This window comes from Aeoliella sp., from assembly GCF_965227375.1.
Taxonomy (GTDB): Bacteria; Planctomycetota; Planctomycetia; order Pirellulales; family Lacipirellulaceae; genus Aeoliella.
Genome location: NZ_CBDDFX010000002.1, coordinates 4,309,944 through 4,330,727 on the forward strand (window position 1 = coordinate 4,309,944; position 20,784 = coordinate 4,330,727).

Annotated in this window: 18 protein-coding genes and 1 pseudogene; 5 read left to right on the plus strand and 14 right to left on the minus strand. The window is 60.6% G+C overall.

All coding sequences use genetic code 11. From position 1 onward, the window contains the following. Nucleotides 1–51 precede the first annotated feature (51 nt). The gene (locus tag ACQK2L_RS29820; RefSeq protein WP_425400704.1) at nt 52–1,536 is read left to right on the plus strand and encodes a family 16 glycoside hydrolase; all 1,485 of its coding nucleotides are present in this window, start codon (nt 52–54) and stop codon (nt 1,534–1,536) included. A gap of 784 nt (nt 1,537–2,320) precedes the next feature. Here ACQK2L_RS29820 and ACQK2L_RS29825 read toward each other — a convergent pair. Then, complete coding sequence (locus ACQK2L_RS29825) at nt 2,321–2,860, minus strand: DUF4303 domain-containing protein (protein ID WP_425400705.1); 540 nt, start codon at nt 2,858–2,860, stop codon at nt 2,321–2,323. Nucleotides 2,861–2,954: 94 nt separating this feature from the next. Beyond that, nucleotides 2,955–4,256, minus strand: a complete 1,302-nt coding sequence (locus ACQK2L_RS29830; RefSeq protein WP_425400706.1) for a DUF3748 domain-containing protein — start codon at nt 4,254–4,256, stop codon at nt 2,955–2,957. Nucleotides 4,257–4,537: 281 nt separating this feature from the next. Between ACQK2L_RS29830 and ACQK2L_RS29835 the strand changes: the two genes are divergently transcribed. Beyond that, on the plus strand, nt 4,538–5,953 hold the full coding sequence (locus ACQK2L_RS29835) for an excinuclease ABC subunit UvrC (RefSeq protein WP_425400707.1): 1,416 nt from the start codon (nt 4,538–4,540) through the stop codon (nt 5,951–5,953). A gap of 9 nt (nt 5,954–5,962) precedes the next feature. Here the strand turns inward: ACQK2L_RS29835 and ACQK2L_RS29840 are convergent, their stop codons facing one another. Continuing rightward, on the minus strand, nt 5,963–7,849 hold the full coding sequence (locus ACQK2L_RS29840) for a BPL-N domain-containing protein (RefSeq protein WP_425400708.1): 1,887 nt from the start codon (nt 7,847–7,849) through the stop codon (nt 5,963–5,965). Between the two features lie 433 nt (nt 7,850–8,282). On the opposite strand from ACQK2L_RS29840, the gene ACQK2L_RS29845 reads away from it, so the two are divergent. Then, nucleotides 8,283–8,777, plus strand: a complete 495-nt coding sequence (locus tag ACQK2L_RS29845) for a division/cell wall cluster transcriptional repressor MraZ (protein WP_425400709.1) — start codon at nt 8,283–8,285, stop codon at nt 8,775–8,777. Nucleotides 8,778–8,931: 154 nt separating this feature from the next. On the opposite strand, the gene ACQK2L_RS29850 is transcribed toward ACQK2L_RS29845, so the two are convergent. Together ACQK2L_RS29850 and ACQK2L_RS29855 are read right to left on the minus strand one after the other, a co-directional pair. Next, nucleotides 8,932–9,351, minus strand: coding sequence for a DUF1844 domain-containing protein (locus ACQK2L_RS29850; protein ID WP_425400710.1), 420 nt, complete (start codon nt 9,349–9,351; stop codon nt 8,932–8,934). A 10-nt stretch (nt 9,352–9,361) separates the two neighbouring features. Beyond that, entirely contained in the window at nt 9,362–11,056 is a 1,695-nt protein-coding gene (locus ACQK2L_RS29855; RefSeq protein WP_425400711.1) for a CTP synthase, read from the minus strand. A 211-nt stretch (nt 11,057–11,267) separates the two neighbouring features. On the opposite strand from ACQK2L_RS29855, the gene ACQK2L_RS29860 reads away from it, so the two are divergent. Next, nucleotides 11,268–12,116, plus strand: coding sequence for a DUF3472 domain-containing protein (locus tag ACQK2L_RS29860; RefSeq protein WP_425400712.1), 849 nt, complete (start codon nt 11,268–11,270; stop codon nt 12,114–12,116). A 166-nt stretch (nt 12,117–12,282) separates the two neighbouring features. Here the strand turns inward: ACQK2L_RS29860 and ACQK2L_RS29865 are convergent, their stop codons facing one another. The 7 genes and pseudogenes from ACQK2L_RS29865 to rpsP form a co-directional block, all read right to left on the minus strand. After that, nucleotides 12,283–12,888: a PEP-CTERM sorting domain-containing protein gene (locus tag ACQK2L_RS29865; protein ID WP_425400713.1), complete on the minus strand. Its 606-nt coding sequence runs from the start codon at nt 12,886–12,888 to the stop codon at nt 12,283–12,285. A 215-nt stretch (nt 12,889–13,103) separates the two neighbouring features. Beyond that, nucleotides 13,104–14,327 carry a DUF1444 family protein gene (locus tag ACQK2L_RS29870; RefSeq protein ID WP_425400714.1) on the minus strand — a complete coding sequence of 408 codons (1,224 nt, stop codon included), beginning with the start codon at nt 14,325–14,327 and terminating at the stop codon, nt 13,104–13,106. Nucleotides 14,328–14,424: 97 nt separating this feature from the next. Further along, nucleotides 14,425–14,847, minus strand: a complete 423-nt coding sequence (locus ACQK2L_RS29875; RefSeq protein ID WP_425400715.1) for a YraN family protein — start codon at nt 14,845–14,847, stop codon at nt 14,425–14,427. A 6-nt stretch (nt 14,848–14,853) separates the two neighbouring features. Then, entirely contained in the window at nt 14,854–16,323 is a 1,470-nt protein-coding gene (locus tag ACQK2L_RS29880) for a Gfo/Idh/MocA family protein (RefSeq protein ID WP_425400716.1), read from the minus strand. A 204-nt stretch (nt 16,324–16,527) separates the two neighbouring features. Further along, entirely contained in the window at nt 16,528–16,890 is a 363-nt protein-coding gene (rplS, locus tag ACQK2L_RS29885) for a 50S ribosomal protein L19 (RefSeq protein WP_425400717.1), read from the minus strand. Between the two features lie 44 nt (nt 16,891–16,934). Further along, nucleotides 16,935–17,651: a tRNA (guanosine(37)-N1)-methyltransferase TrmD gene (gene trmD / locus ACQK2L_RS29890; RefSeq protein ID WP_425400718.1), complete on the minus strand. Its 717-nt coding sequence runs from the start codon at nt 17,649–17,651 to the stop codon at nt 16,935–16,937. A 108-nt stretch (nt 17,652–17,759) separates the two neighbouring features. Beyond that, nucleotides 17,760–18,122 (minus strand): annotated as a pseudogene (gene rpsP / locus ACQK2L_RS29895) (30S ribosomal protein S16); the annotation flags it as partial. Nucleotides 18,123–18,670: 548 nt separating this feature from the next. Here rpsP and ACQK2L_RS29900 point away from each other — a divergent pair. Beyond that, complete coding sequence (locus tag ACQK2L_RS29900; protein WP_425400719.1) at nt 18,671–19,321, plus strand: PilZ domain-containing protein; 651 nt, start codon at nt 18,671–18,673, stop codon at nt 19,319–19,321. A gap of 2 nt (nt 19,322–19,323) precedes the next feature. On the opposite strand, the gene ACQK2L_RS29905 is transcribed toward ACQK2L_RS29900, so the two are convergent. Next, a complete protein-coding gene (locus ACQK2L_RS29905) occupies nt 19,324–19,683 on the minus strand; it encodes a hypothetical protein (RefSeq protein WP_425400720.1) in 360 nt (119 codons plus the stop codon). Nucleotides 19,684–19,812: 129 nt separating this feature from the next. Then, nucleotides 19,813–20,736, minus strand: coding sequence for a TRAFAC clade GTPase domain-containing protein (locus tag ACQK2L_RS29910; protein ID WP_425400721.1), 924 nt, complete (start codon nt 20,734–20,736; stop codon nt 19,813–19,815). Nucleotides 20,737–20,784: the final 48 nt, after the last annotated feature.

Genomic DNA, 20,784 nt, shown 5'->3' on the forward strand with positions numbered 1-20,784 from the left:
TCCGGGCGTTTTCCATATACTGGCTATTTCCCGATTGATGAGGTTTCTGAGATGTTGAGTCGTCGCATTTGGGTTGCTGCGTTGATGCTGTTCGGATTTAACACACTGGTTCAGGCCGCCGACTCGCCCTCGGATTGGCAGGTGCTGTTCGACGGCACCTCGCTCGACGCCTGGCGGGGGTACGGGGCCAAGGATGGATCGCTGCCCGAAGGCTGGGTGATCGAAGACGGCACGCTCGCCCGCGCCAAGCAGGCCGGCGACATCATCACCAAGCAGCAGTTCGACAACTACGAACTTGAGTTCGAGTGGAAGATCAGCGAGGGCGGCAACAGCGGCATCATCTACCACGTGCAAGAAACCGAGAACCCGCCGTACTTCACTGGCCCCGAGTACCAGGTGCTCGATAACAAAGGCTGGAACCTCGAGCCCACGGCCGACACCGCCGCCGGTTCGCTCTACGCCTTGTACAAGCCGGCCAAGGATGCATCGAAGCCAGCCGGCGAGTGGAACACCGGGCGGATCGTGCTCGATGGCAATCACGTCGAGCACTGGCTCAACGGCCAGAAAGTCGTCGACGCCGAGATCGGCAGCGACGACTGGAACACGCGAGTCGCCAACTCAAAGTTCAAGGACTGGCCGTTCGCCAAAGAGCTCAAAGGCCACATCGCCCTGCAGGAGCATGGCCATCCGGTGTGGTTCCGCAACATCAAGATCCGCCCGCTGGCCGAGAAGGATGCCGCTGCCGACAAGCCGCTCCGCATCCTGCTGGTCACTCAAAGCGGAGGCTTTCAGCATCCCACCATCACGCGTAAGTCCAGCGACCTGTCGCACACCGAGAAGATCATGACCGAGCTGGGCATCAAGAGCGGCCTGTTTCGCGTCGATTGCACCAAGGACGTCGAGAACGACTTCAAGCCGGAGTTGATCAAGAACTACGACATCGTGATGTTCTACACCACCGGCAAGATGTACAACAAAGACCAGCAGCTGCCGATCTCCGAGGACGTGATGGAGTGGTTTCTCGGCACGTGGCTTAAGCAGGAAGGCCACGCCTTCCTGGGCGTTCATTCCGCCGCCGACACGTTCGAGGACTACGAGCCCTACTGGGACATGATCGGCGGCAGCTTCAACGGCCACCCGTGGGGCGCCGGTTCGACAGTCACCATCAAGGTGCACGACCCCTCTCACCCAGCGGCCGCCCCGTGGGGCGAAAGCGTCACGCTCAAGGACGAGATCTACCAGTTCAGCCACTGGCAGCCCGAGAAGGTCCGCGTGCTGATGAGCCTCGACATGGAGAAGACCGACCTCAAGAAGCCGTACCACGTGCCCGTTCTGTGGGTCAAAGAGTACGGCAACGGCCGCGTGATGCACATGAGCATGGGCCACCGCGAAGACGTGTGGGAAAACCCGACCTACCAAAAGTCGCTCCTAGGCGGCATCCGCTGGCTCAGCGGCCAAGAGCCTGGCAACGCCAAGCCGAACCCCGAGGTCGACGCCAAGGAAAACGAAATCGCCAAGTCGGCCGCCAAGGGCTAACGTGGTGGAGTAACTTTCACGGATCGCGTGGCGATCCGGCTATTGATCGCTAGCATGACCCAGCTAGCCCATAGCCGGAGAGCTACGCCTCTCCGGAAACGAGTCGTGCTTTTGGACCAAATGGGTTTTGGGCCCACAGGGTTTTGTCCCCAAAATCGATCCATTGGCCCAAAACCCCACTCGTATTGGTCCCACCCAAGTGGCGAAACCCCTTGTTTTCCAGGCTAAACCAAGCGGGGGGTGCGACAAAACTCCACGCGTTGTTCCCCGCATGTTCCCCAGTGGGGCAAAACCCGATAGTCGCCGTTCGCTCCGCGAACGAGTGCATGCACCACCACGCTCACCGTTGGAGTCAGAGCCAAACCGAGGAAAGACTCGTCTAGATTCCGACAACACGTAGGTTGTCGGCTAGCGGCTCTCACCTACTCACCTCTAACAAATTGCCAAAGAGCCACCACAGGCACAAAGTCCCGCCCCTCCATTGGATCAAACCACCTCGCAAATTCAACGGCGATTATTTTACAGCCGCGACTTTTGCGGAGCCTCCACAGAGTAGGTCAAGTTGGGGTGTCAGCCACGGATGAACACCCATAGACACGGATGGTCATAGGAAGAAACCATGGACCAAAGGTAGCTCCGAAGGAGCGAAATATGGTAGCCCGGGGCAAGCGTAGCGAGGAGCGAGCGAAGCGCCGCCCCGGGGACGATTGAGCGAAACACGCAGCGGTCGAGGAGCACGTTCTCCATCTGCCGGAGTGTGACCGAGACCGCAATGGGCCGTGAACTACTCCGGTTCAGCAGCCTCCTTCATCCAATCTGAGAGTGCCTGTTCGGGATTTAGCCTCTTGGCTCTTCCAACGTTCGTGTGGTCCGGCGGCATGACTTCCGCGTTTATGACGATCCGCAAACGATCGTTTCCTGACCCAAAAAGCCCCTCCTTATCGAGCATTGCCATTGCTAGTTCCATGGCCGTTAAACGAAACTCAAATTCTCTAGCATCTGACGTTGAGTCACGGTCATTCGACACTGACCTACCAACAAGTATCTGTTTAACCCTTTCGAAATGCGATTCTCCGAAGCAATGAAACGGGGAATCAGCGTAGGACCACTTCAGTTGTGCGGCTAGATCCTCACCACCACCTTCCGCCTTAACGGTTTCTTCCAGCTTCTCTTTTGACCACGCGGTAAGGTGTGGTGTGTGCCCTTCCCCAGTCGTAATCAACGAGCAGTAGTAGAAAGTGTCGCCTGCGTTCTCGCGAAACAGCTCTGAGATTGCGCGTCGCGCCGCATCGGCAATTGATGTTGCAAGTTCTTCAGATGTCATATCAGTATCGTGTTTGTGACTTGGGATACGGCTGAACATAAAACTCCAGCTATCTCAATAGTAGCCAAGGCCCAAACTAGGGAACTCGCACAGTTCACCGGTTGATCTCCGACGGCACAACGAAGATCTGGTTCAGCAATGTGCCGGATGTCGACACGGGGCGCACATACGCAATCGTGGCGCCGTCCGGCGAATAGACGACTGCCTCGGGCCTGACAGACGGACCATGTGTGGGAGCCGAAAGTGGCAAGACTCTCCCGCTGTGCGAGTCCACCTCACAGACTCGTCCGTTCGAAACGCACGCGATGGCTTTGCCGTCGGCGCGCCAGGTGAATGCTGAGGCAATGCCTTGTTCCGCTCGAGTAAGTTGTCGAAGTCCTTTGCCCGTGGGTGAGATGGTCCATAGTTGACCTCGACCTTTTTCGTCGGGCATCGATAGCGCGATTTCGCTTCCATCGGGACTACTGCGGGGCCAATGACGCGTGGGGCCCAGACCTGGATACGGCCGGTCCACCGTGTTCGTAAGACGGCGTTGATGGGCGCCGTGCGGAGGTGCGGGTCGAGTACGCTCCGTGCCACTCAGTGGCCCTGCTCCTGGCTGCGTGATGTCTTCTGGTATATCGACAAGGAACAACTCCGATACGGTTCGACCGTCTCTGGCGACCACGTCTCCCAGGAACGCCAAGGCGCGCTGTTGTCGCGAGCCATCCTCTTTCACGTACCCTGCGTTGCCCACCCATGCATCGCTGTAAGCGCGAGAAATCTGGTCGCTGCCTGGCCGGGGAGCATCCCATGTTTGGGTAACGAGTGCACAAAAGGCTTTGCCGTCGTGATTTCGTGGGTGCGTGGATGGAACGTGAACCTCGCCGTACGGAGCTGCGACACCGATGTTGCGCTGGTTCTTTGCCGCAGCGGGATTGTCGCTGGTTGCCAGCACGTGATCCTCGTAGGTGAAGCTAACCCACTTTCCATCCCCACTGAAAACGTGAACGTGCGTGCCGCCTCGCAGCGCCCCCGGTGTGAAAGGGCTGACGATATTGCGAGCGTCGAGCGTCGCAAGAGTATCGGGCAGCCCCGCACGCAGCATCGCACCGCGGCGGTGCCAGGCCGAATAGGCCCAGTCGTCGGTGGGATGTTCGGGACCAAGAATGAAGATAACCCGATCGTCCACCGGGCTGGCTGTAACTACCCCGCAGCAAGCACCGTTTCGAGACCGGTAGACGACTTGCACTTCGCCCGTTTCGGTATGCACTCGTTCGATTCGTGTTCCATCGAACTCCGATCCGTCCAGCGCGCTTCGGACGTCATAGTACACCCACTTACCGTCGGGAGACCATACGTTTGCATTCGTCAAAATGTGATTGTACGGTGCACTGGTGAGTTGACGCTCGGACAACGCTACCTCGCTGACTTCAGCAGGACCGTTGGCATTGGAAGGCGGCGCAAACCCAAGTACCCAAGCGGATCCAACGGCAAAGCAAAGAGGGCCAAGTCTCGATCCGTTCATGCTGCGCGGGCTGGGAAGTGAGAAGTCGACAACACGGAACGCATCTTACCTTGCCCGCGACCCGAAGTGAACCTGAGTGTAGTTCCAGGGCCAACCCAAGACCTCCACTAGCCTCTAACCGCCCCGCCGCCTAAGGTTAACAGGGACGCCCCGGACCTGGACGACTGAACATGGCGGACAACCCTGCTGACGAACCTTTGGACGGCGGAGCGATCGAGTCCACGCCCGCTGGCGATACCGGTGCGCCCCCGCCTGATCTTCCCAAGTCGCAGGCGGAGTTCTTCGCTCGGGCGGCGGAGAAGGTTCGCAGCAAGTTCCCCACCACGCCGGGCGTTTATCTGTTTCAGGACAAGCAGGGCCGGGTGATTTACATCGGCAAGGCCAAGAATCTCAAGGCCCGCGCCGGCAGCTACTTCCTGCAAGCGGCGGCCGACGAGCGCCGCACCGCGCAACTGGTTCGCGAGGCATACGACATCGACTTCCTGGAAGCCGAGAGCGAGGTCGACGCCCTGTTAATGGAGTCGCGACTGGTCAAGGACATTCAGCCCAAGTTCAACCAGGAACTTCGCGACGACAAGACGTTTCCTTACCTGCAGATCACCACGCACGAAGACTTCCCCCGCGTCGAGATCACTCGCGAGCCCAAGTCGTCCGGCGTGAAGCTCTACGGCCCGTTCACCAACGTCAGCAGCCTGCGCGGCGCGCTGCAGGTGCTGCAGCGGGTGTTCAAGTTCCGCACCTGCTCGCTCGACATCGACGATGGCGACGAGCGGTGGCGTTGGTTCCGCCCTTGCCTGCTGGCGTCGATCGACCAATGCACCGCGCCGTGCAACCTGCGGATCAGCAAAGAAGAGTACCGCAAGGACATCAAGCGACTGCGGATGTTCCTCGACGGCAATCGCAAGTCGCTGGTCAAGGAGATGCAAAAGGAGATGCAGCAGGCGAGCGCCGACTTGAAGTTCGAGAAAGCCGCCCGCCTGCGCGACGAGATCCAGTTGCTCGAGCGGATCAAGGAGCGTGGCGACTTAGAGCAGCACGAACAGCCCGAGGTGTTTTACATCGACCCCAAGAAGGGACTGGCTGGGCTGAAGAAAGTGCTGGGGCTCAGCGAGATGCCGCGGACCATCGAAGGCGTCGACATCGCCCACCTGGGCGGCAACGAGACGGTCGCCAGCCTGGTGCAGTTCATCGACGGACTGCCATTCAAGCCGGGTTATCGGCGATTCCGCATTCGCGAAGTCCAAGGCATCGACGACTACGCCAGCATCCGCGAAGTCGTCGCCCGACGATTCCGCGGGCTGCAGGAAACCGAGCAGGTGTTCCCCGACATCCTGCTGATCGACGGCGGCAAGGGCCAACTCGGCCGCGGCATGGAGGCGTTTCGCTCGCTCGGCATCGAGCCGCCGACCGTGCTGTCGCTGGCCAAGAAGGAAGAACTCATCTACGTGGCCGGTCGCGACGAGCCACTGCGACTGAGTCGCCACGCCTACGCGCTGCGGCTGCTGCAATACGTCCGCGACGAGTCGCACCGCTTCGCCCAGCACTACCACCATCTGCTGCGCCGCAAACGCACGCTCGGCGAGTAGTTCCGAAGGTCACTCTCCTCCAGTCTGCTCGCCCGCTCCGCTGGCCCACCGCACTCCGGCAGCGATCAGGTGGCTGGGACCCGAAGGCTTCTCGGGGTGAGGGCTGTAGCAAATCACTCGCCCCGCGCCGTGCTTCGCACGAACAATGGCGTGCGTATCTGGCATCGCCTCGACAACCGCTCCGCGCTTGGCAACACCTGTTTGATAGGTGGCCAGCACTTCGTAGGCGGGCAGTTCGGTATCGACTCCGCGGACCAGTAGCGGACCCTGGCCGTAGTAAACTTCAGCGGCAGGATGAGCGTGCGTGAGTGCTTCCTGTCCCGTGGGGGAAAGGCTCAAGTGCACGGTGCCGGTTCCTCGGTCCCAGTGCGTTCGATCCCAAACGCGAGCATTGAGAATACCCAGCGACCACGAGTAGTGCGTGGTCGCCAAATAGGAACCGGCACAAATGCCGACATAACCGCCTCCCGTTTGCACAAACTCGCGAACTTGTTTGTGCCCTTCGTCCTGCAAGTGACTCGATTGCGAACTGGCGCTGCCCCCCGGCATGATGAGCACGTCGAATTCTTCCAGCTCGCCGGATTGGATCTGCTTGGGAGTTACCCGCCGGGCGGCGAACCCAGCTTCCTCGGTCAGAAACCTCAGCAGATTCTTCGGCCCGTTGGCAGAACCATCGCTATGGTCGTAGATCGCAACGCTCACCACGCCCGCTCGGACATCGTTTTCGTAAACGGCGACTTGGCCCTGCGTGGCGGCGAGCTTGGCTTGCTGCAATTCATTGAGCATCACCTGGTACGACGCTTCCACGCACTCGGCGTGCCACTGGTCAAGCTGTGAGTCGGTGACTTCCTCGCTGCTCCACTCCTCCCGCGCCGCCAAGGTGCGCTGCAGTTGCTCGGCCTCCAGGGGGAGTACGTCCTGCCAGATGTCCCTCAGCCCTTGCGAGCGAAGCGTATTGGCCTGCGAAGCGCGGTTGATGTCGAGCAACGTTCGCGGCACTTCGCACAGCTCCGCGCCACGCGCACCTTCCACCGGGTCGGCGACAACGGTCTGAGTTGGAAAACACGGCACGGCAATCGAAAACTTGGGATCACCCAGCATGGCCCACATGGTCGTCAAACGCGGGTCCTCTCCAGGGCGAACACCGTGGAACACCGCGGCCGAAACCGTCTTGCGCCGGCTGATCGAATGCCGGTTCGACACCACGGCAGGCAACTCGCTGGTATCGCTGTTCAGCGAGCCAGGCACCACCTGACCGGATTCGTCCATCAAGTCTCGCGCCAGCCGTTGGACAATGGCACTTGCGCTGATCTTCCCGCCTTCGGAATTGGACAGCCAGTGCGATGCCCTCGCGTAGCGGTTGCCTGATGTCAACTCGGCCACGCTACCGGCCTTCGGGCAAGCAGGCAAATCGTGCACCGACGTGGCAAAGTTGGTGCGGACGATGAACCCGTCGGGTGCGACCTGCTGGTCGTTGGCGTCGAACATTGTGTAGTCGTACGGCCCAACTTCGAACATCACCGCACCGCCTTGCGCGTCGATCACTCCGAAGTTGCCGCGGGTCTTTCGGCCAGACTCGTTGGTCGTGTCGAGCAGCTTCTGGACATCAGCGACGGTTGCGCACGTTTGCAGTGCTTTCTTGATAAGGCCGCCGTTGCCGAACCCTTTACCGAGCTTCTGGCCCCGCTGCAGGTCGTTGCTCAGAGAGTTTTCGATGCACAGTCCCGCTTCGTTGGCGCCCATCCAGGCTGCCGAACGACTGCCGGCGTTCACCACTGCCACCGCCCGGTAGCGTCCTTCGGTCAGCAGCGCGACTTCATTGCGCGGCCGCAACTGGCAGTCGCGGTTCTTCCACAGCACAGGCCGACCGTCATCTGTTGCTCGGCCACTGATCACTGCGGTGGTGCAGGCCGGAAGCTTCGGACATCCCAAGACGATACAAGACAACAACAAACCGCAGACGAGTCGGTAACACGAGGGCGAGGGCACCTGAGACTTCCTTCGGTTGGCGCCTGGGGAACCCAGGCTGAGATCGGCGGGACCCAAGGTTGGGCGAGTGGGGGACCACAGCTTACCACAAGTCCTCCCAGGAGCAGCAATGCTTTCCGACAGGAAATCGAACCATAGGGCGCATTTTGTGGGATTTCAGCCCCCAGTGCTTGCATTCGCTAGCGAAACCGCTACCATGACTGCTGAGACGTGGGATTTTGGCCCAAACAGCTGCCCGAAAGGCCAATTCTCGCGGGTTTTCAGCCCATCACAACGGAAGGGAGTCTAGTTTTCAGCCCAGCGTGGCGGCCACAGACGGCATGCACGCGAAACGATTGCCATGCCGTCTATCGAAGGTCTCTTACTCGGTGAAGTCACCCGCACGCTCGACGACCGTTATCGGTTGTCGCTGCCCAGCGAGCTGGCGAGTGGCTTGGCCGAAGGCGAGACGAAAGACGCCACCTGCCTCCTGGCGAAGGAACGCCCCGGCTGTCTAAGCCTGTGGAACCTCGCCCGCTGGCAGAAGCACCTCGACGAGGGTGTCGCGCTGGTGAAGAGCAAGATCGAAGCCGGCAGGCTCGACGGACGCGTGGCCGATGTACAGCAACTCGGGAGACTGCTGTCGACCCGCCACCGCGAAGTCCCGCTCGCCGGGCGAGGCCGACTGGTCATCCCCGAGGGCTTTCGCGAGTTCCTCGGCGTCGAGGCCGGCGGCAACGTGATGCTGGTCGGAGCTGCCGTGTGCGTCGAGATCTGGAACCCCGAACAGTGGGCCACCACGATTGGCGACCAGATGCCGACGTTCCGCGAATTGTTCGACCAACTGTCCAGTTAACCAGAACAACTAACGAGCCACCCTCGCCGAGCTTGTCTCGGCAATAACCACGTTCAGTTTTCTTTCGCGCAAAGCGTTGTTACCCCGTCCGTTGTCACCCGGCGCGGGATGCAAGTCGCCGTGTAACGCTAACGTGAAGGGAGCTGAGCGTGGTTTATTCTTGCGCAGATGAGGCCGACTGCGGCATCTGCACGAACGCCATCTTAAGCGTGTGCAGCAACTCTTCGACGCCGGCGGTTTCCTCCGCCGAGACGTTGCCCTTGGTCTTCTCGTGGAGCATGTCGATCGTGTCGATCAGGTACTTCGCCTGATTGCGGCGCGGCGTCACTTCGCCAGTCAGCGGGTGAGGCATCTGGCCCAGGGCCATCATCGCTTCGGTAGCCAGGGTGGAGATGAGCATCGTGAACGAGGCCGGCGGCATCGGCGGGTCGGCGTCGCTGGCGGAACCAGCAGGCTGGTCTGCGGCGGCTTCGCCCGACTGGGGTTGCTCGCTCGCGGCCTTGGCGGCTTCGCGTTCCGCTTCGACCTGCGACTTCCAGTCCTCGTCGATAATGATCTTCTTTTCTTCAGACATCTTCTATCAATCACGAACTAGTGTGCTGCGTAACGTCGTTCGGGTTTGCCGTGGGTGCGGGCTGGCTAGCCGCTTTTTTTTCGCGGCGCTGTCGGCGATGGTCCACCGCGGCGGCGATGAATCCCGCGAACAGCGGCTGCGCGGCGATCGGCTTGCTCTTGAACTCGGGGTGGTACTGCACGGCCAGGAACCAGGGATGATCCGGGATTTCGATCACCTCGACCAGCTCGCCGTCAGGGCTGGTGCCGCTGATCGAGAAACCGTGCCCCGCAAACTGCCCGCGGTAGGCGTTGTTGAATTCGTAGCGATGGCGATGCCGCTCGGAGATTTCCTGCTGGCCGTAGCACACCGCGGCCTTCGAACCTTCGGCCAGCACCGTGGGCTGCGCGCCTAGACGCATGGTGCCGCCCATGTCGGTGACCGAACGCTGCTCGTCCAAGAGACAGATCACCGGGTGGTCGGTGTCCTTGTCGAACTCGGTACTGTGGGCGTTCTCCAGTCCGCACACGTTGCGGGCGAATTCCACCACCGCGCACTGCATGCCGAGGCAGATGCCGAAGAACGGAATGCCGCGTTCGCGGGCGTAGCGGATGGCTTCCACTTTGCCCTCGATGCCGCGTTCGCCAAACCCGCCCGGCACCAGCACCGCGTCGCAACCGCTGAGCAGCCGCTCGGGCCCTTCGGCTTCGACTTCTTCGCTACGAATCCGCGAAATCCGTACCCGCGCCTTATTGGCAATGCCGGCGTGGTCGAGCGCTTCGTAAATCGACTTGTATGCATCGGCGTGCTCGGCGTACTTGCCGACCACGGCGACGTGAATCTCGTGATCGGGATGACGCAGCCGATGCAGCAACTCGCGCCAGTCGTCGAGGTTGGGCTCGCCGGTCTTCAGGCCCAGCCGCTCGCAGATCAACCCGTCGAGCTTGTTGTCCACCAGGCTAAGCGGCACTTCGTAGATCGAGAAGTCCTTGTCCCGCTCTTCGATCACCGCACTGGGCGGCACGTTACAGAACAGGGCGATCTTCTCGCAGTCCTCGCGGCTAATCGGCTGTTCGGTGCGGCAAATAAGCACGTCCGGCTGAATACCGATCTCGCGAAGCTGATTCACCGAGTGCTGCGTCGGCTTGGTCTTCAGTTCCTTGGCCGCCTTAAGATAAGGCACCAACGTCAGGTGGATGTACAGGCAGTTTTCCTTGCCGACGTCGATCGGGAACTGGCGAATCGCCTCCAGGAACGGCAAACTCTCGATGTCGCCCACGGTGCCGCCGATTTCGGTAATCACCACGTCGGCCGCCGGCTCGTCGCCCTTGGCCTCGCCCACGCGGGCGATGACGCTCTTGATCTCGTTGGTGATGTGCGGGATCACCTGCACGGTTTTGCCCAGGAACTCGCCCCGCCGCTCCTTGTTGATCACCTCCAGGTAGATCTGGCCGGTGGTGTAGTTCGAGTAGCGATTCAGCCGGCTATCGGTAAACCGCTCGTAGTGGCCCAAGTCGAGGTCGGTCTCGCTGCCATCGTCCAGCACGTACACCTCGCCGTGCTGATAGGGGCTCATCGTGCCAGGGTCGACGTTGATGTAGGGGTCGAGCTTCTGCATGCGAACCCGCAGCCCGCGCTTTTCGAGCAGCATGCCAATCGAAGCGCTCGTCAGGCCTTTGCCCAACGAGCTTACTACACCACCAGTAACGAAAATGTGCTTGGTCATCGGCCGAGGTGCCTTCCTGGCGAGGGGGAGAACGGAACGCCTGCTGCCGTTTGATTCTAAACCGAAACGGCCTCGTTGCGGAGGGGTTTTCCGCGGGCTGAGAAAACACGTAGGATTTGCCGCGAATGCCGATTGGCGAAGCGGTAGCCGCTGGCCGCGATGGCGCCGGCCAACTAGATTGGAAACTTCCCTCCCCCAACAGGAAAACACCATGAAGCTGCAGCGTATCGCCCTCTTCATCCTGCTTGCCACACCGGGCCTGGCGCACGCCGATGAGCGGCTGACCGGCATCGCCTGTCGATCTGTTCACCTGCAGTATCCGGGCCCCGAGGCGGTGCTGCTGTACAACGAAATGTCGGTCCAGCAGTCGGCGCCGGGCACCTACTTCATGGCCTGCGGATTCCACGGCGGGTACTTCGGCATCCAGCAACTGGCCGACGACCGCAAGGTGGTGATCTTCTCGGTTTGGGAACCCGGCAACCAGAACGACCCCAACGCCACGCCCGAGGAGCGCCGCGTGAAAGAACTCGGCCACGGCGAGGGAGTGCGTGTCAAGCGTTTCGGCGGTGAGGGGACCGGCGGGCAGTCGTTTTACGACTACGATTGGAAGCTCGACACCACCTATCGCTTCGTAGTGACCGCACGAATTGAGGACGAGCGTTCGATCTACACGGGCTACATATACCTTCCTGAGGAAGAACGCTGGCAGCAAATGGCCACGTTCTCCACGCTCGGCGACGACCGCCTGATCCGCGGCTGCTATTCGTTCGTCGAGGACTTTCGTCGCAACCGCGTTTCGACGACACATCCACGAAAGGCGACTTTCGGCAACGGTTGGTTCAAAACCGCCAAAGGCGTCTGGCACCCGATCGATTCTGCCCGCTTCACGGCCGACTCGAACCGTGCGACGAACATCGACGCGGGCCTAGCCGAGGATCGGTTCTACCTGGCGACCGGTGGCGAGATCGCCAACGACGGGGTGAAGCTCAGAGAGAAAATGGATCTACCCGAAACGGAAGCCAAGCCACCGACGAAACTGCCTAAGCCAGCGGACGACTAATAGCCGGGGTCTGACGACCAATGAAAAGGATTGTAGGCTAAGCGGTCTTTGGAACCGGACTTTCCCGAAAACGATGCTTGGCGATAGCGTCACACGAATAGAAACGCCGACGATTTCAGCCCTCGGCGTGAGCGACTTTCCGGATAAGGGTCAGAAGTGGGAGAGTTCAGAAGCGAATGCGAAGTCCGAAACCCAAAAGAGTCAGTACAGCTAATCCGAGTGTCCCTGGCTCAGGGACGATGTTGAACGTCAGATTATCAAACCCTACCCCATCATTGGATACTACCGATAACGGCTGATAGAACTCGATGCGTCGAATATCTTCACCGGAGACGGACAAGACACTTGTGTCTTGAGCCGTCAAGGTGTTTCCCAATTCTGACAAGCCCTCGTACGTTGACGAGCCAACTAAGTTGTCGGCACTGTCATAAGCATCAAGTTGAGCGTCATTGAAACCAACGTCTATTGCAGAGATTGATACCGAATCCACCGGTGCCGAGAATAGCGCGATTATTGGATTGCCAGCTTTCGGCTGCCGAGCACCATCACTGGACCCAACTTGGAGGGGCGAAGACGTTCCTGGGCGGCCATCAAAGATATCGTCCCAGAAAGCACCTTGAAAAGAGACACCGAGGGCATCGTAGAAGTTATCTATTGCAATCCCCGTTCCTTGCCCGTCGTCAAAATCGATGGATACAAGTTGCCCGTATGAAGCAGGAACAATAAGGAAAACAGAAGCTATTGTTCCGAGAAATCGAAGATGCCAATGCATGGTGTCTGTCTCGATTCGAAGTATCAAGAACGTAGTCGCCAGTTATCGCACGAAGAGAATGTCTTCCACTGGCGGGTGGAACCGCTAGTCTAAGGTCGGGATGCGGGCAAATCAAGCAAGCTGGGGAAGGCTTGCTTTTTCGCGGTTTCTGGGGCTATTTCGCCCTTAACATACAATCCTGTTCCATTGGTCGTAGCACCCGCTACTCGTCATTCCTACGGCGACCCCATCCAATCGGGCGTGCCGAGTTCGGCCAGCACCTCTCGATCGGGAAATCCATCCACGCGATACCGCACGGGGTAGCAGTCCAGAGGCGTAATTAGCTCGCCTGCCACCTGCTCGACCTCTTCCCACTTGGCGGCCGCCGCCAAGTGTTTGGGCATGCCGGTTTCGTCGGAGGCCATGAACATGATGTAGTCCACCTTCGGCAGCAGCGCCGGCATGGCGGCCGGCCAGATGGTGTAGCTCCGCACTACTCCGTCGTCGCCCTGCATGGCGGAATATCGCGACAGAAACGTGCTGTCGCCACTCACTTCGGCTCGCTTGCGGAGCAGTTCCTCCTGCCGTTCGTAGTCGGCCATCAGCCCCTGCACACGCAGCAGTTCGAACGCCGACCGCAGCGGATGGTCGGGCTCCGGCAGCCATGGCGACCACGTTCCCTGCGACAGGCGAAAGGCCATGCTGCTGATGCGTCGCTCGTGCTCCAAGGCTTGTTGCGACATGGCGACCATCGACTGCAAGCCTTCGTCGTTGCCCTCGCCGGTGACGAGCATCATTTCGCGGTTGGGCACCATGGCGATCGGCGCGCCGCTCACCTCGAGGGACTCGATCACGTCGGTCAGCAGCATCCGAGCGGCATCGTGACTGTCGCCGCTGGAGAACAAGAACAGCTCGCCCGCCTGGGCGCACTGCTGCGTCATCTCGCGCAGGTTCTGCTTGGCCAGTTCGATCACCTCGTACAGCGTCACATCCCACGCGGCCAGGTCGTCGGCGCTCAGCGAGCGGATGGAGGTCGGCATGTCGTACACCGGCGCAATCGCCAGGCATTCGGCGAACTCGGTGTAGATCAACTCGTCGGCCAGCGCGAGTTCTTCGGAGCAGAGCGGGATGTCGACTTCGAAGTAGCTGCGATCCCGCACGGTCACCAGTACGTCGGCCTTGGCGTCGTCGAGCGTCTTGGGCAATTCGAACTGCGAGGTAAACCACGTGCTCAGAAACACCCGCACCACCTGCTCGCGGTCCTCTTCGCTCGCCCGTTCGTACTCGGCGAACGCGTTGCCCAGATAGAACGTCTGGTCGTCCTCGTCGCGACACAGGGTGAACGACTCGGCGTCGTACGACACCTGCCGGGTTTCGCCCCCTTGCTGCAACCGCTCGAGCAACATCTGGGCGAACTCGTCCTGGGGGTTTTCGGCGCCAACGGCGTCCGGCTGTCCCATGCGCGGGCCTCCTTGGATTGGGTAAAGCTGACAACCGCCAGCTTACACCAAATCGCCCCCCGCGCCATGCGAGTGCATACTGCGGAACGTCCGAGCCCTAGCTGAAGAACTGCCCCTTATCCTGCGGCTCGAACGCGTTGGGAATATGCATCAACTGGGGCTGCCGGGCGCCGTCGGGCCAGACGAGGGCCACCACGTCGAAACGCACGGGATATTCCAACAGGCCGTGCTGTTTGAGAAATGCCAGGGCGGTGCGGACCAGGCGTCGCTGCTTTTCTTCGTCCACGGCTGCGGCCGCGTCGGACAGCTCGTGGGCGGCGCGGGTTTTGACTTCGACGAAGACGATTGTCTCGCCAAGCACGGCGACGATGTCCAGTTCGCCGTACCGCGTGCGCTTGCCGCCGGCGACGATCTTGTAGCCCTGCCGCTTAAGCCAGCGGGCGACGTACTGCTCGCCACGCTGGCCAAGCGACCGCGGCGCGGGCCGCAGCCACTCAATCCAGCCGGTGAGCGATGCCATGACCGTTTAGACGTTCGAGACCGAAGGCACTTCGAAGCCCGGATTGTTCGGATCCTTCAGCAGCACGTTGGCTTCATCCGCACGATCGCCCACGAATACTTCCTTCGTGGCGTCGAACTCCAGCCATGGACCGACGTTGTAGTTGGTCGAATCGGTCAGTCCGCCGTCCTTTTCCATCATGTCGTGCAGCTTGAGGAAGTGCTCGGCCGCATCGGCGTTGTCGCCGAACTTGGCGGCCTTGGCGTTGAACGGAACCTTCTCGCCCAAGCGGTAGCTGTTGTTGATCAGGTGGCCAACCACGCACGAGTAATGCGCGTCTTCCACGTTTCCGTTCACCAGCGAAGGATCGTTCGCCTTGACGGCCGTGATGAAGCTAGCCCAGTTGCCACCCGGGGTAACCTTGCCCCTGGGCAGTGGCAGCGATTCGAACTTGTCGCTACCGGGACGCTTGATCTTGTAGCGACCTTCGCCAACGATCACGCTGCCGTCTTCCAGGTAGTACTCGTTCTCCACGTGCTTCTTGTAGTTCTTGTGCTCCCAGTTGCGGACGTCGAACATCAAGTACTGACCATTGGGGTATTCGGCCACACCAAACATGGTGTTCGGCGTTTCGCCCTGATCGTCCCAACCGAAGCGACCGCCGATGGCCATCGCCCGCGCGGGGTGCGTTTGATCGGGATCGATCGCCCACTGGGCGACGTCCAGTTGGTGGGTGCCCTGGTTGTTCAGTTCGCCGTTGCCGGTCTTCCAGAACCAGTGCCAGTTATAGTGCACCAGGTTCTCGTGGTACGAGTCGAGCACCGCGGGACCTTTCCACAGCGTCCAGTCGAGGTTGCTCGGCGCCATTGAGGGATCCTTGAATCCAATACCGCGACGCGGCTTGCAGGCGTAGCCGTAGGCGATCTTCAAACGCGGCAAACGTCCTTCCTGCAGCGCTTCGTGCAAGCCGGCGATGCCAGCGTTGCTCCGCCGCTGCGTGCCGTGCTGAATGACGATCCCGTGCTTCTTCTGGGCTTCGACCACCACGCGACCTTCGGCGATGTCGTGGCTCATCGGTTTCTCGACGTACACGTGCTTGCCATGCTGGGCGGCCCAGATGGTCATCAGCGAGTGCCAGTGGTTCGGCGTGGCAATGCTGATCGCGTCGATGCTTTCGTCTTCGAGCACCTTGCGGATGTCGGTCTCCGTCTGGCACTTATGCTTGCCACCCGTGACCTTATCGACCAGCGGCATCTGCTCTTCGAGCACCTTCGTGTCGGGATCGACGATGTAAGCGAGTTCTACGTCCGATCGCTTCCCAAAACCTTCGATGTGAGCCTTGCCGCGGCTGTTGACTCCGACCACCGCCATGCGGACACGATCGTTGGCGCCCTGCACTTGGCCCGATGCACGCGTGCCGGTGATGAGCAGCGAAGCTCCAACTGCTGCGGAGCTGGTTTGCAAGAACTGACGCCGAGAACTGTGCCGCTTGGTCATCGAGAAGTTTCCTTGAGATTAGGTGGGAAGGTAGGCGGGAGGGAGGGAACCGCCAGTATAGCGTGAAAACCGGCAAAACCACAAACTTGCCGGCGCAGGTTCCCTATGTAGGTAACACCACTTGAGGGACAGATTTCCCTCAGTTTCTCCACACAAACCCCAAGGCATCCGAAATATGCGAATCGTCGCGAAGAGATTTCGGAGTTACTTGCCCGTATCGCGGCGACGCTCTTTCAGGCGGACCGCCTTGCCGACACGGTCGCGAAGGAAGTAGAGCTTCGCGCGACGGACCACACCGGAGCGCTTCACGTCCACCTTGGCAACGCGGGGCGAGTGCAGCGGGAACTTCCGCTCCACGCCTTCGTTGTTCACGATGCGGCGGACCGTGAACATCTCGCGAGAACCGGAGCCGCTGCGGGCGATCACCACACCGGTGAAGACCTGGATGCGCTCCTTATCGCCTTCGAGGATCTTGGTGTGCACGTCGACGGTGTCGCCGATTTCAAACTCGGGCACCTCGGTCTTGAGGCTGGTTTGCTCGACCAAATCAAGAATTTGTTGGCTCATGACTTTGTACCCTCGAACTCTCGTTTATCCTTGTCCACCGACAGCTAGTCGGTGCTGTTACCTGATTTGTCTTCTTCGCTTGTGAGCAAATCGCTGCGCCGTTGACGCGTTCGCTCCAGGCTATTTTGCTTTCGCCACTCGGCAATCTCGGGATGATTGCCGCTCAGCAGTACTTCGGGCACCGCGTGGCCCCGGTACTCGCGAGGTCGCGTGTACTGGGCGAACTCCAACAGGCGGTTTTCGCTGCTGAACGAGTCCTGCTTGTTGCTTTGCTCGTCGCCCAACACGCCGGGCACCAGTCGCACCACCGCGTCGATCACCACCATCGCGGCGACTTCACCGCCGTTGAGCACGAAGTCGCCAATCGAAAGCTCATCGGGTTGAAGGATGTCGACCACTCGCTGATCGAATCCCTCGTACCTGCCACACAGCAGCAAAAGCCGCTCCTCATGGCTGTATTCTTCCACCACCCGCTGTCCGAACTGCCGACCACCAGGAGTGAGCATCACCACACGGCCCGGCGGGCTGTCCATCTGCTGGACGGCTTCGACACACTCGACCACTGGCTCGGGCGACAGCACCATGCCCGGTCCGCCGCCAAAAGGTCGATCGTCGACGTTTTTGTGTTTTCCTTTGGCCCAGTCACGTATGTTGTGAATCTGGACGTCCACCAACTCACGCTCAATCGCCAAGTTCAACAAGCTTTGGCTGAGGTAGCCCGGAAACATCTCCGGAAACAGCGTCAGCACGTCGAACCGCATGGCGTGGGTTTACTCCGCCGCCTTTTCCTCGGCAGCCTCCTCGGTGCTCGCTTCGTCGGCGCTGGCCTGCTCGCCACCTTCGGCCGCTGCCTCTTCGGCAGGAGCCGCGTCGCCAGCAGCTTCTTCGCTGGGGGCTTCTTCAGCCGGTGCCTCTGCGGCCTTGGCGGCCGCTTCTTCAGCGGCAATCTCTTCAGCTGTCTTTTGCTTGGCCACAGGTTCGCCACGATCGGGAACCGCCTTGGGCTGGGCCAACTTCTCCACCGCCGATTGATTCGCCTCGGCGTGGGTACCGCCGGTGCCGTACTTCTTGATCAGCACGGCCACTTTCTCCGACGGCTGCGCGCCGACGCCCAGCCAGTAGTCGACTCGCTCGCCGTTGAGCTTCACGCGAGCGTCGGTGTCGGCCACCATTGGATCGTACGTGCCGAGTTCCTCGAGCACCTTGCCGTCTCGCGGGGCGCGCTTGTCCATCGCGCAAATGCGGTAAAACGGGCGATGGGTACGTCCCATCTGTTTCATGCGAATGCGAACTGCCACCTTGTTGGCTCTCCAGCTAGGAATCAGGCGTAACGGGGAATCGCATATTATTGTGGCCTCGATGCCAATTCTGCAAGGGGCTCGCTACCACTAAGAGCAACGGAATTCGAGATTTCTGCCAGCCCGATCCGCCAGAGCCGGAATCTCCCGCCAGCCCCCTCAAACTGCCCGTCTAAGCTTAGGAAACTGGCCATTTTTAGCCCTCGGATTTCCGTACCGCCACCCCCTCTTTCGCGGGGATATCCATACGGCAAGCCGGTGAGATTCTGCTCTCCTACCCCCCAAACGGCGTGCTCCAGCCGGAATGACCGTTCCTTGAACTGGCAGCCCGTCCGCAGGGCGCACGCACGCAGGGCGCACGCATGCGCGAAACCACCATCTTTGATCTAGAGTTTTAAGTGCTTCATCCGCTCGAGTATGACAAAGCACTTGCGCAACGGGCAACTGAACCTGACGCCCTCAGGGATCCATGGGACGCCAACATGGCCGACTCACTCAACAAAGAGATCGAACTGCATTCGATCAACTGCAGCGAAGAGTACCAGGGATCCTTGATGATCACCCGGTGCCAGGGTTGCTACCGCAACCTGCGTTGGCCCGCCCCCTGCGCCGACTCCTGGGCCACCGCGATTTCTTGCCCCGAGTGTGGACAGTACTTCTTCACCGAGGGCCGCTCGACGGATCCGCCCACGCTAACAGAGCAACCAGCTTCGACTCATCCTGGAATCGACATGTCGCACTGGTTGTCGAAGCTGCGACTGATGCAAATGGAACGCCCCCAGTCGATCGAACTGATGACTCAGCTTGTTGGCAATAGCCGGGAAGTCGACGAACGGCGCGAGCACGTTCGCTTCGAAGTCGAGAACCCCATTGTCGGCGTTCCTTTGGACGAACAGGCAAAGCCCACCGGCGTGGCGGTCGATGTTACGCTTACGGACCTCTCGATCTCGGGCATGCAATTGGCCGTCGCCGACGCATGGCACGCGCCGCTGGTGGCGGTCGACTTTGGCAAACTCGGACTGCCCGGCGCGCAACTCATCGCCGAGATCGTTTGGCAAGATGCAGACGACACGTCCACGCGACTTGGCTGCCGGTTCTTGCTCAGCCCCGATGGCCGATTGCCATTAAGTTGAGATTACTCATCAGCCAACAGGCCAAGCACTTCCAGCGCAGCAAAGGCGCGGGTGAGCGACTCTTCGGGCCTCGAGCGCGAGGCATCCCACACCATCAACGCTCGCTTGGCGTATTGCTCCTGCGATTCTTCGATGAGTGGTGTTGCCACTTCGCGGCGCGCGGCGGTCCAGAGTTGGCGCGATCGGTCGAGCGCCGCCGCATCGCCTTCGAGGGCGGCGAAGATCGTGTCGTCCAGCTCTTCGAGCTGATCGAGATCCACGGAGTCCAACTCCACCCCGTCGGCGCAGTGCGATACCGCTCCATCGGCACTCGGCCTGCATGGATGGTTGAATCGGCGTTGGCAGGAGTAGGGACGGTTCATCGTGAAATCTTGAGAGCTTGCAGGGGAACGTAAAAGACAGGGAAATCCAGCTGAGGAGTAGCGCCTCCTCGCTGGGTAGGACCAAACTTCCGGCAAAGTGGTTCACTCCGCTCGATTCCCCCCTCAGAATTACGGCATCTGCTCGATCAGCCAGCCGAAGGGCTCCACGATGCCTGCCGGCTCGACTCGCAGCGGCACTCGGCACCGCCGGCCGCCGATCAGCTTGTATCCCGTGGCGCCGGTCACCGAGGCGGCGAACACCTTGGTGCGGGGGAAGCGGCGGCGGCAGTCCTGCCACAGGGCGCTGGCGTGGTTTTCGGCGAACGTTACCGGATCGTCCGCACAGGCGGGCGTCGAGTCGGCCTTGGCGAAGATTAATGCCAGCGGCAGGTTCTTGGTGCGGCTGACCCAGTGCTTCTTCTTTTTGTCCTTCTTGTTGCACTCGTCGATCAGCGAAAGCATCTTCAGCGCGATGTAGTCGTCGTCGTGCTCGCCCGCTTGCAAACGCTGAGCGTCGGCCATAACCATCACCGCCGAGCACTTGCCCAACACCGCCCGAATGGCCGGGAAGCTGCCAGGCTGTTCGAGTTCTTCGACGAAGGCGTCGCCCGAAAAGTCGGCAAACGCCACGTCGCTGCGACGTCGCCGCCGCCCGCACTCCACACGGCAGTGCACCCAGCAGGTGAGTTCCGGATCGCGTGGCGTCTTGTCGGGATACCAACCGGCCGCCAGCGCAGTGGTGGTCGCCTGCTGCAACGAAATGGACCGCGGGCCCAACAGCGTGGTGTGCAGCGATCCCGCGTCGCGCATCAGCATGTCCATCAACATGCCCAGGTAGGCGGTCTTGCCGGTGTTCGCGGCACCGATGCACGCGATGAGGTGCGCTGGACGTTTGACCTCCTTGTTGATGCGGGCGATCGACAGCGGCGCGGCGCAGATGTGGCACACCTCGGCCGACACCCGATTCTCGTGCTGGCAAATAGCACACTCCAAGGGTGCCGCCTGCCCCGCCAGCAGGTAAGTATCCAGCGGTAGTCGTGTAAGTGTGGCCATAATCTTCTGGGGGCTAGAGGAGGCTTGCGACGCGGGTTACCGGCCAGC

Bases quoted from the DNA above. Each gene is read 5' to 3' on its own strand.
- ACQK2L_RS29825 (WP_425400705.1), bottom strand. From the start codon at position 2,860: ATGACATCTGAAGAACTTGCAACATCAATTGCCGATGCGGCGCGACGC.
- ACQK2L_RS29880 (WP_425400716.1), bottom strand. From the start codon at position 16,323: ATGACCAAGCGGCACAGTTCTCGGCGTCAGTTCTTGCAAACCAGCTCC.
- ACQK2L_RS29865 (WP_425400713.1), bottom strand. From the start codon at position 12,888: ATGCATTGGCATCTTCGATTTCTCGGAACAATAGCTTCTGTTTTCCTT.
- ACQK2L_RS29910 (WP_425400721.1), bottom strand. From the start codon at position 20,736: ATGGCCACACTTACACGACTACCGCTGGATACTTACCTGCTGGCGGGG.
- trmD (WP_425400718.1), bottom strand. From the start codon at position 17,651: ATGCGGTTCGACGTGCTGACGCTGTTTCCGGAGATGTTTCCGGGCTAC.
- ACQK2L_RS29835 (WP_425400707.1), top strand. From the start codon at position 4,538: ATGGCGGACAACCCTGCTGACGAACCTTTGGACGGCGGAGCGATCGAG.
- ACQK2L_RS29855 (WP_425400711.1), bottom strand. From the start codon at position 11,056: ATGACCAAGCACATTTTCGTTACTGGTGGTGTAGTAAGCTCGTTGGGC.
- ACQK2L_RS29900 (WP_425400719.1), top strand. From the start codon at position 18,671: ATGGCCGACTCACTCAACAAAGAGATCGAACTGCATTCGATCAACTGC.
- ACQK2L_RS29845 (WP_425400709.1), top strand. From the start codon at position 8,283: ATGCCGTCTATCGAAGGTCTCTTACTCGGTGAAGTCACCCGCACGCTC.
- ACQK2L_RS29875 (WP_425400715.1), bottom strand. From the start codon at position 14,847: ATGGCATCGCTCACCGGCTGGATTGAGTGGCTGCGGCCCGCGCCGCGG.
- rplS (WP_425400717.1), bottom strand. From the start codon at position 16,890: ATGAGCCAACAAATTCTTGATTTGGTCGAGCAAACCAGCCTCAAGACC.
- ACQK2L_RS29820 (WP_425400704.1), top strand. From the start codon at position 52: ATGTTGAGTCGTCGCATTTGGGTTGCTGCGTTGATGCTGTTCGGATTT.
- ACQK2L_RS29850 (WP_425400710.1), bottom strand. From the start codon at position 9,351: ATGTCTGAAGAAAAGAAGATCATTATCGACGAGGACTGGAAGTCGCAG.
- ACQK2L_RS29905 (WP_425400720.1), bottom strand. From the start codon at position 19,683: ATGAACCGTCCCTACTCCTGCCAACGCCGATTCAACCATCCATGCAGG.
- ACQK2L_RS29870 (WP_425400714.1), bottom strand. From the start codon at position 14,327: ATGGGACAGCCGGACGCCGTTGGCGCCGAAAACCCCCAGGACGAGTTC.
- ACQK2L_RS29860 (WP_425400712.1), top strand. From the start codon at position 11,268: ATGAAGCTGCAGCGTATCGCCCTCTTCATCCTGCTTGCCACACCGGGC.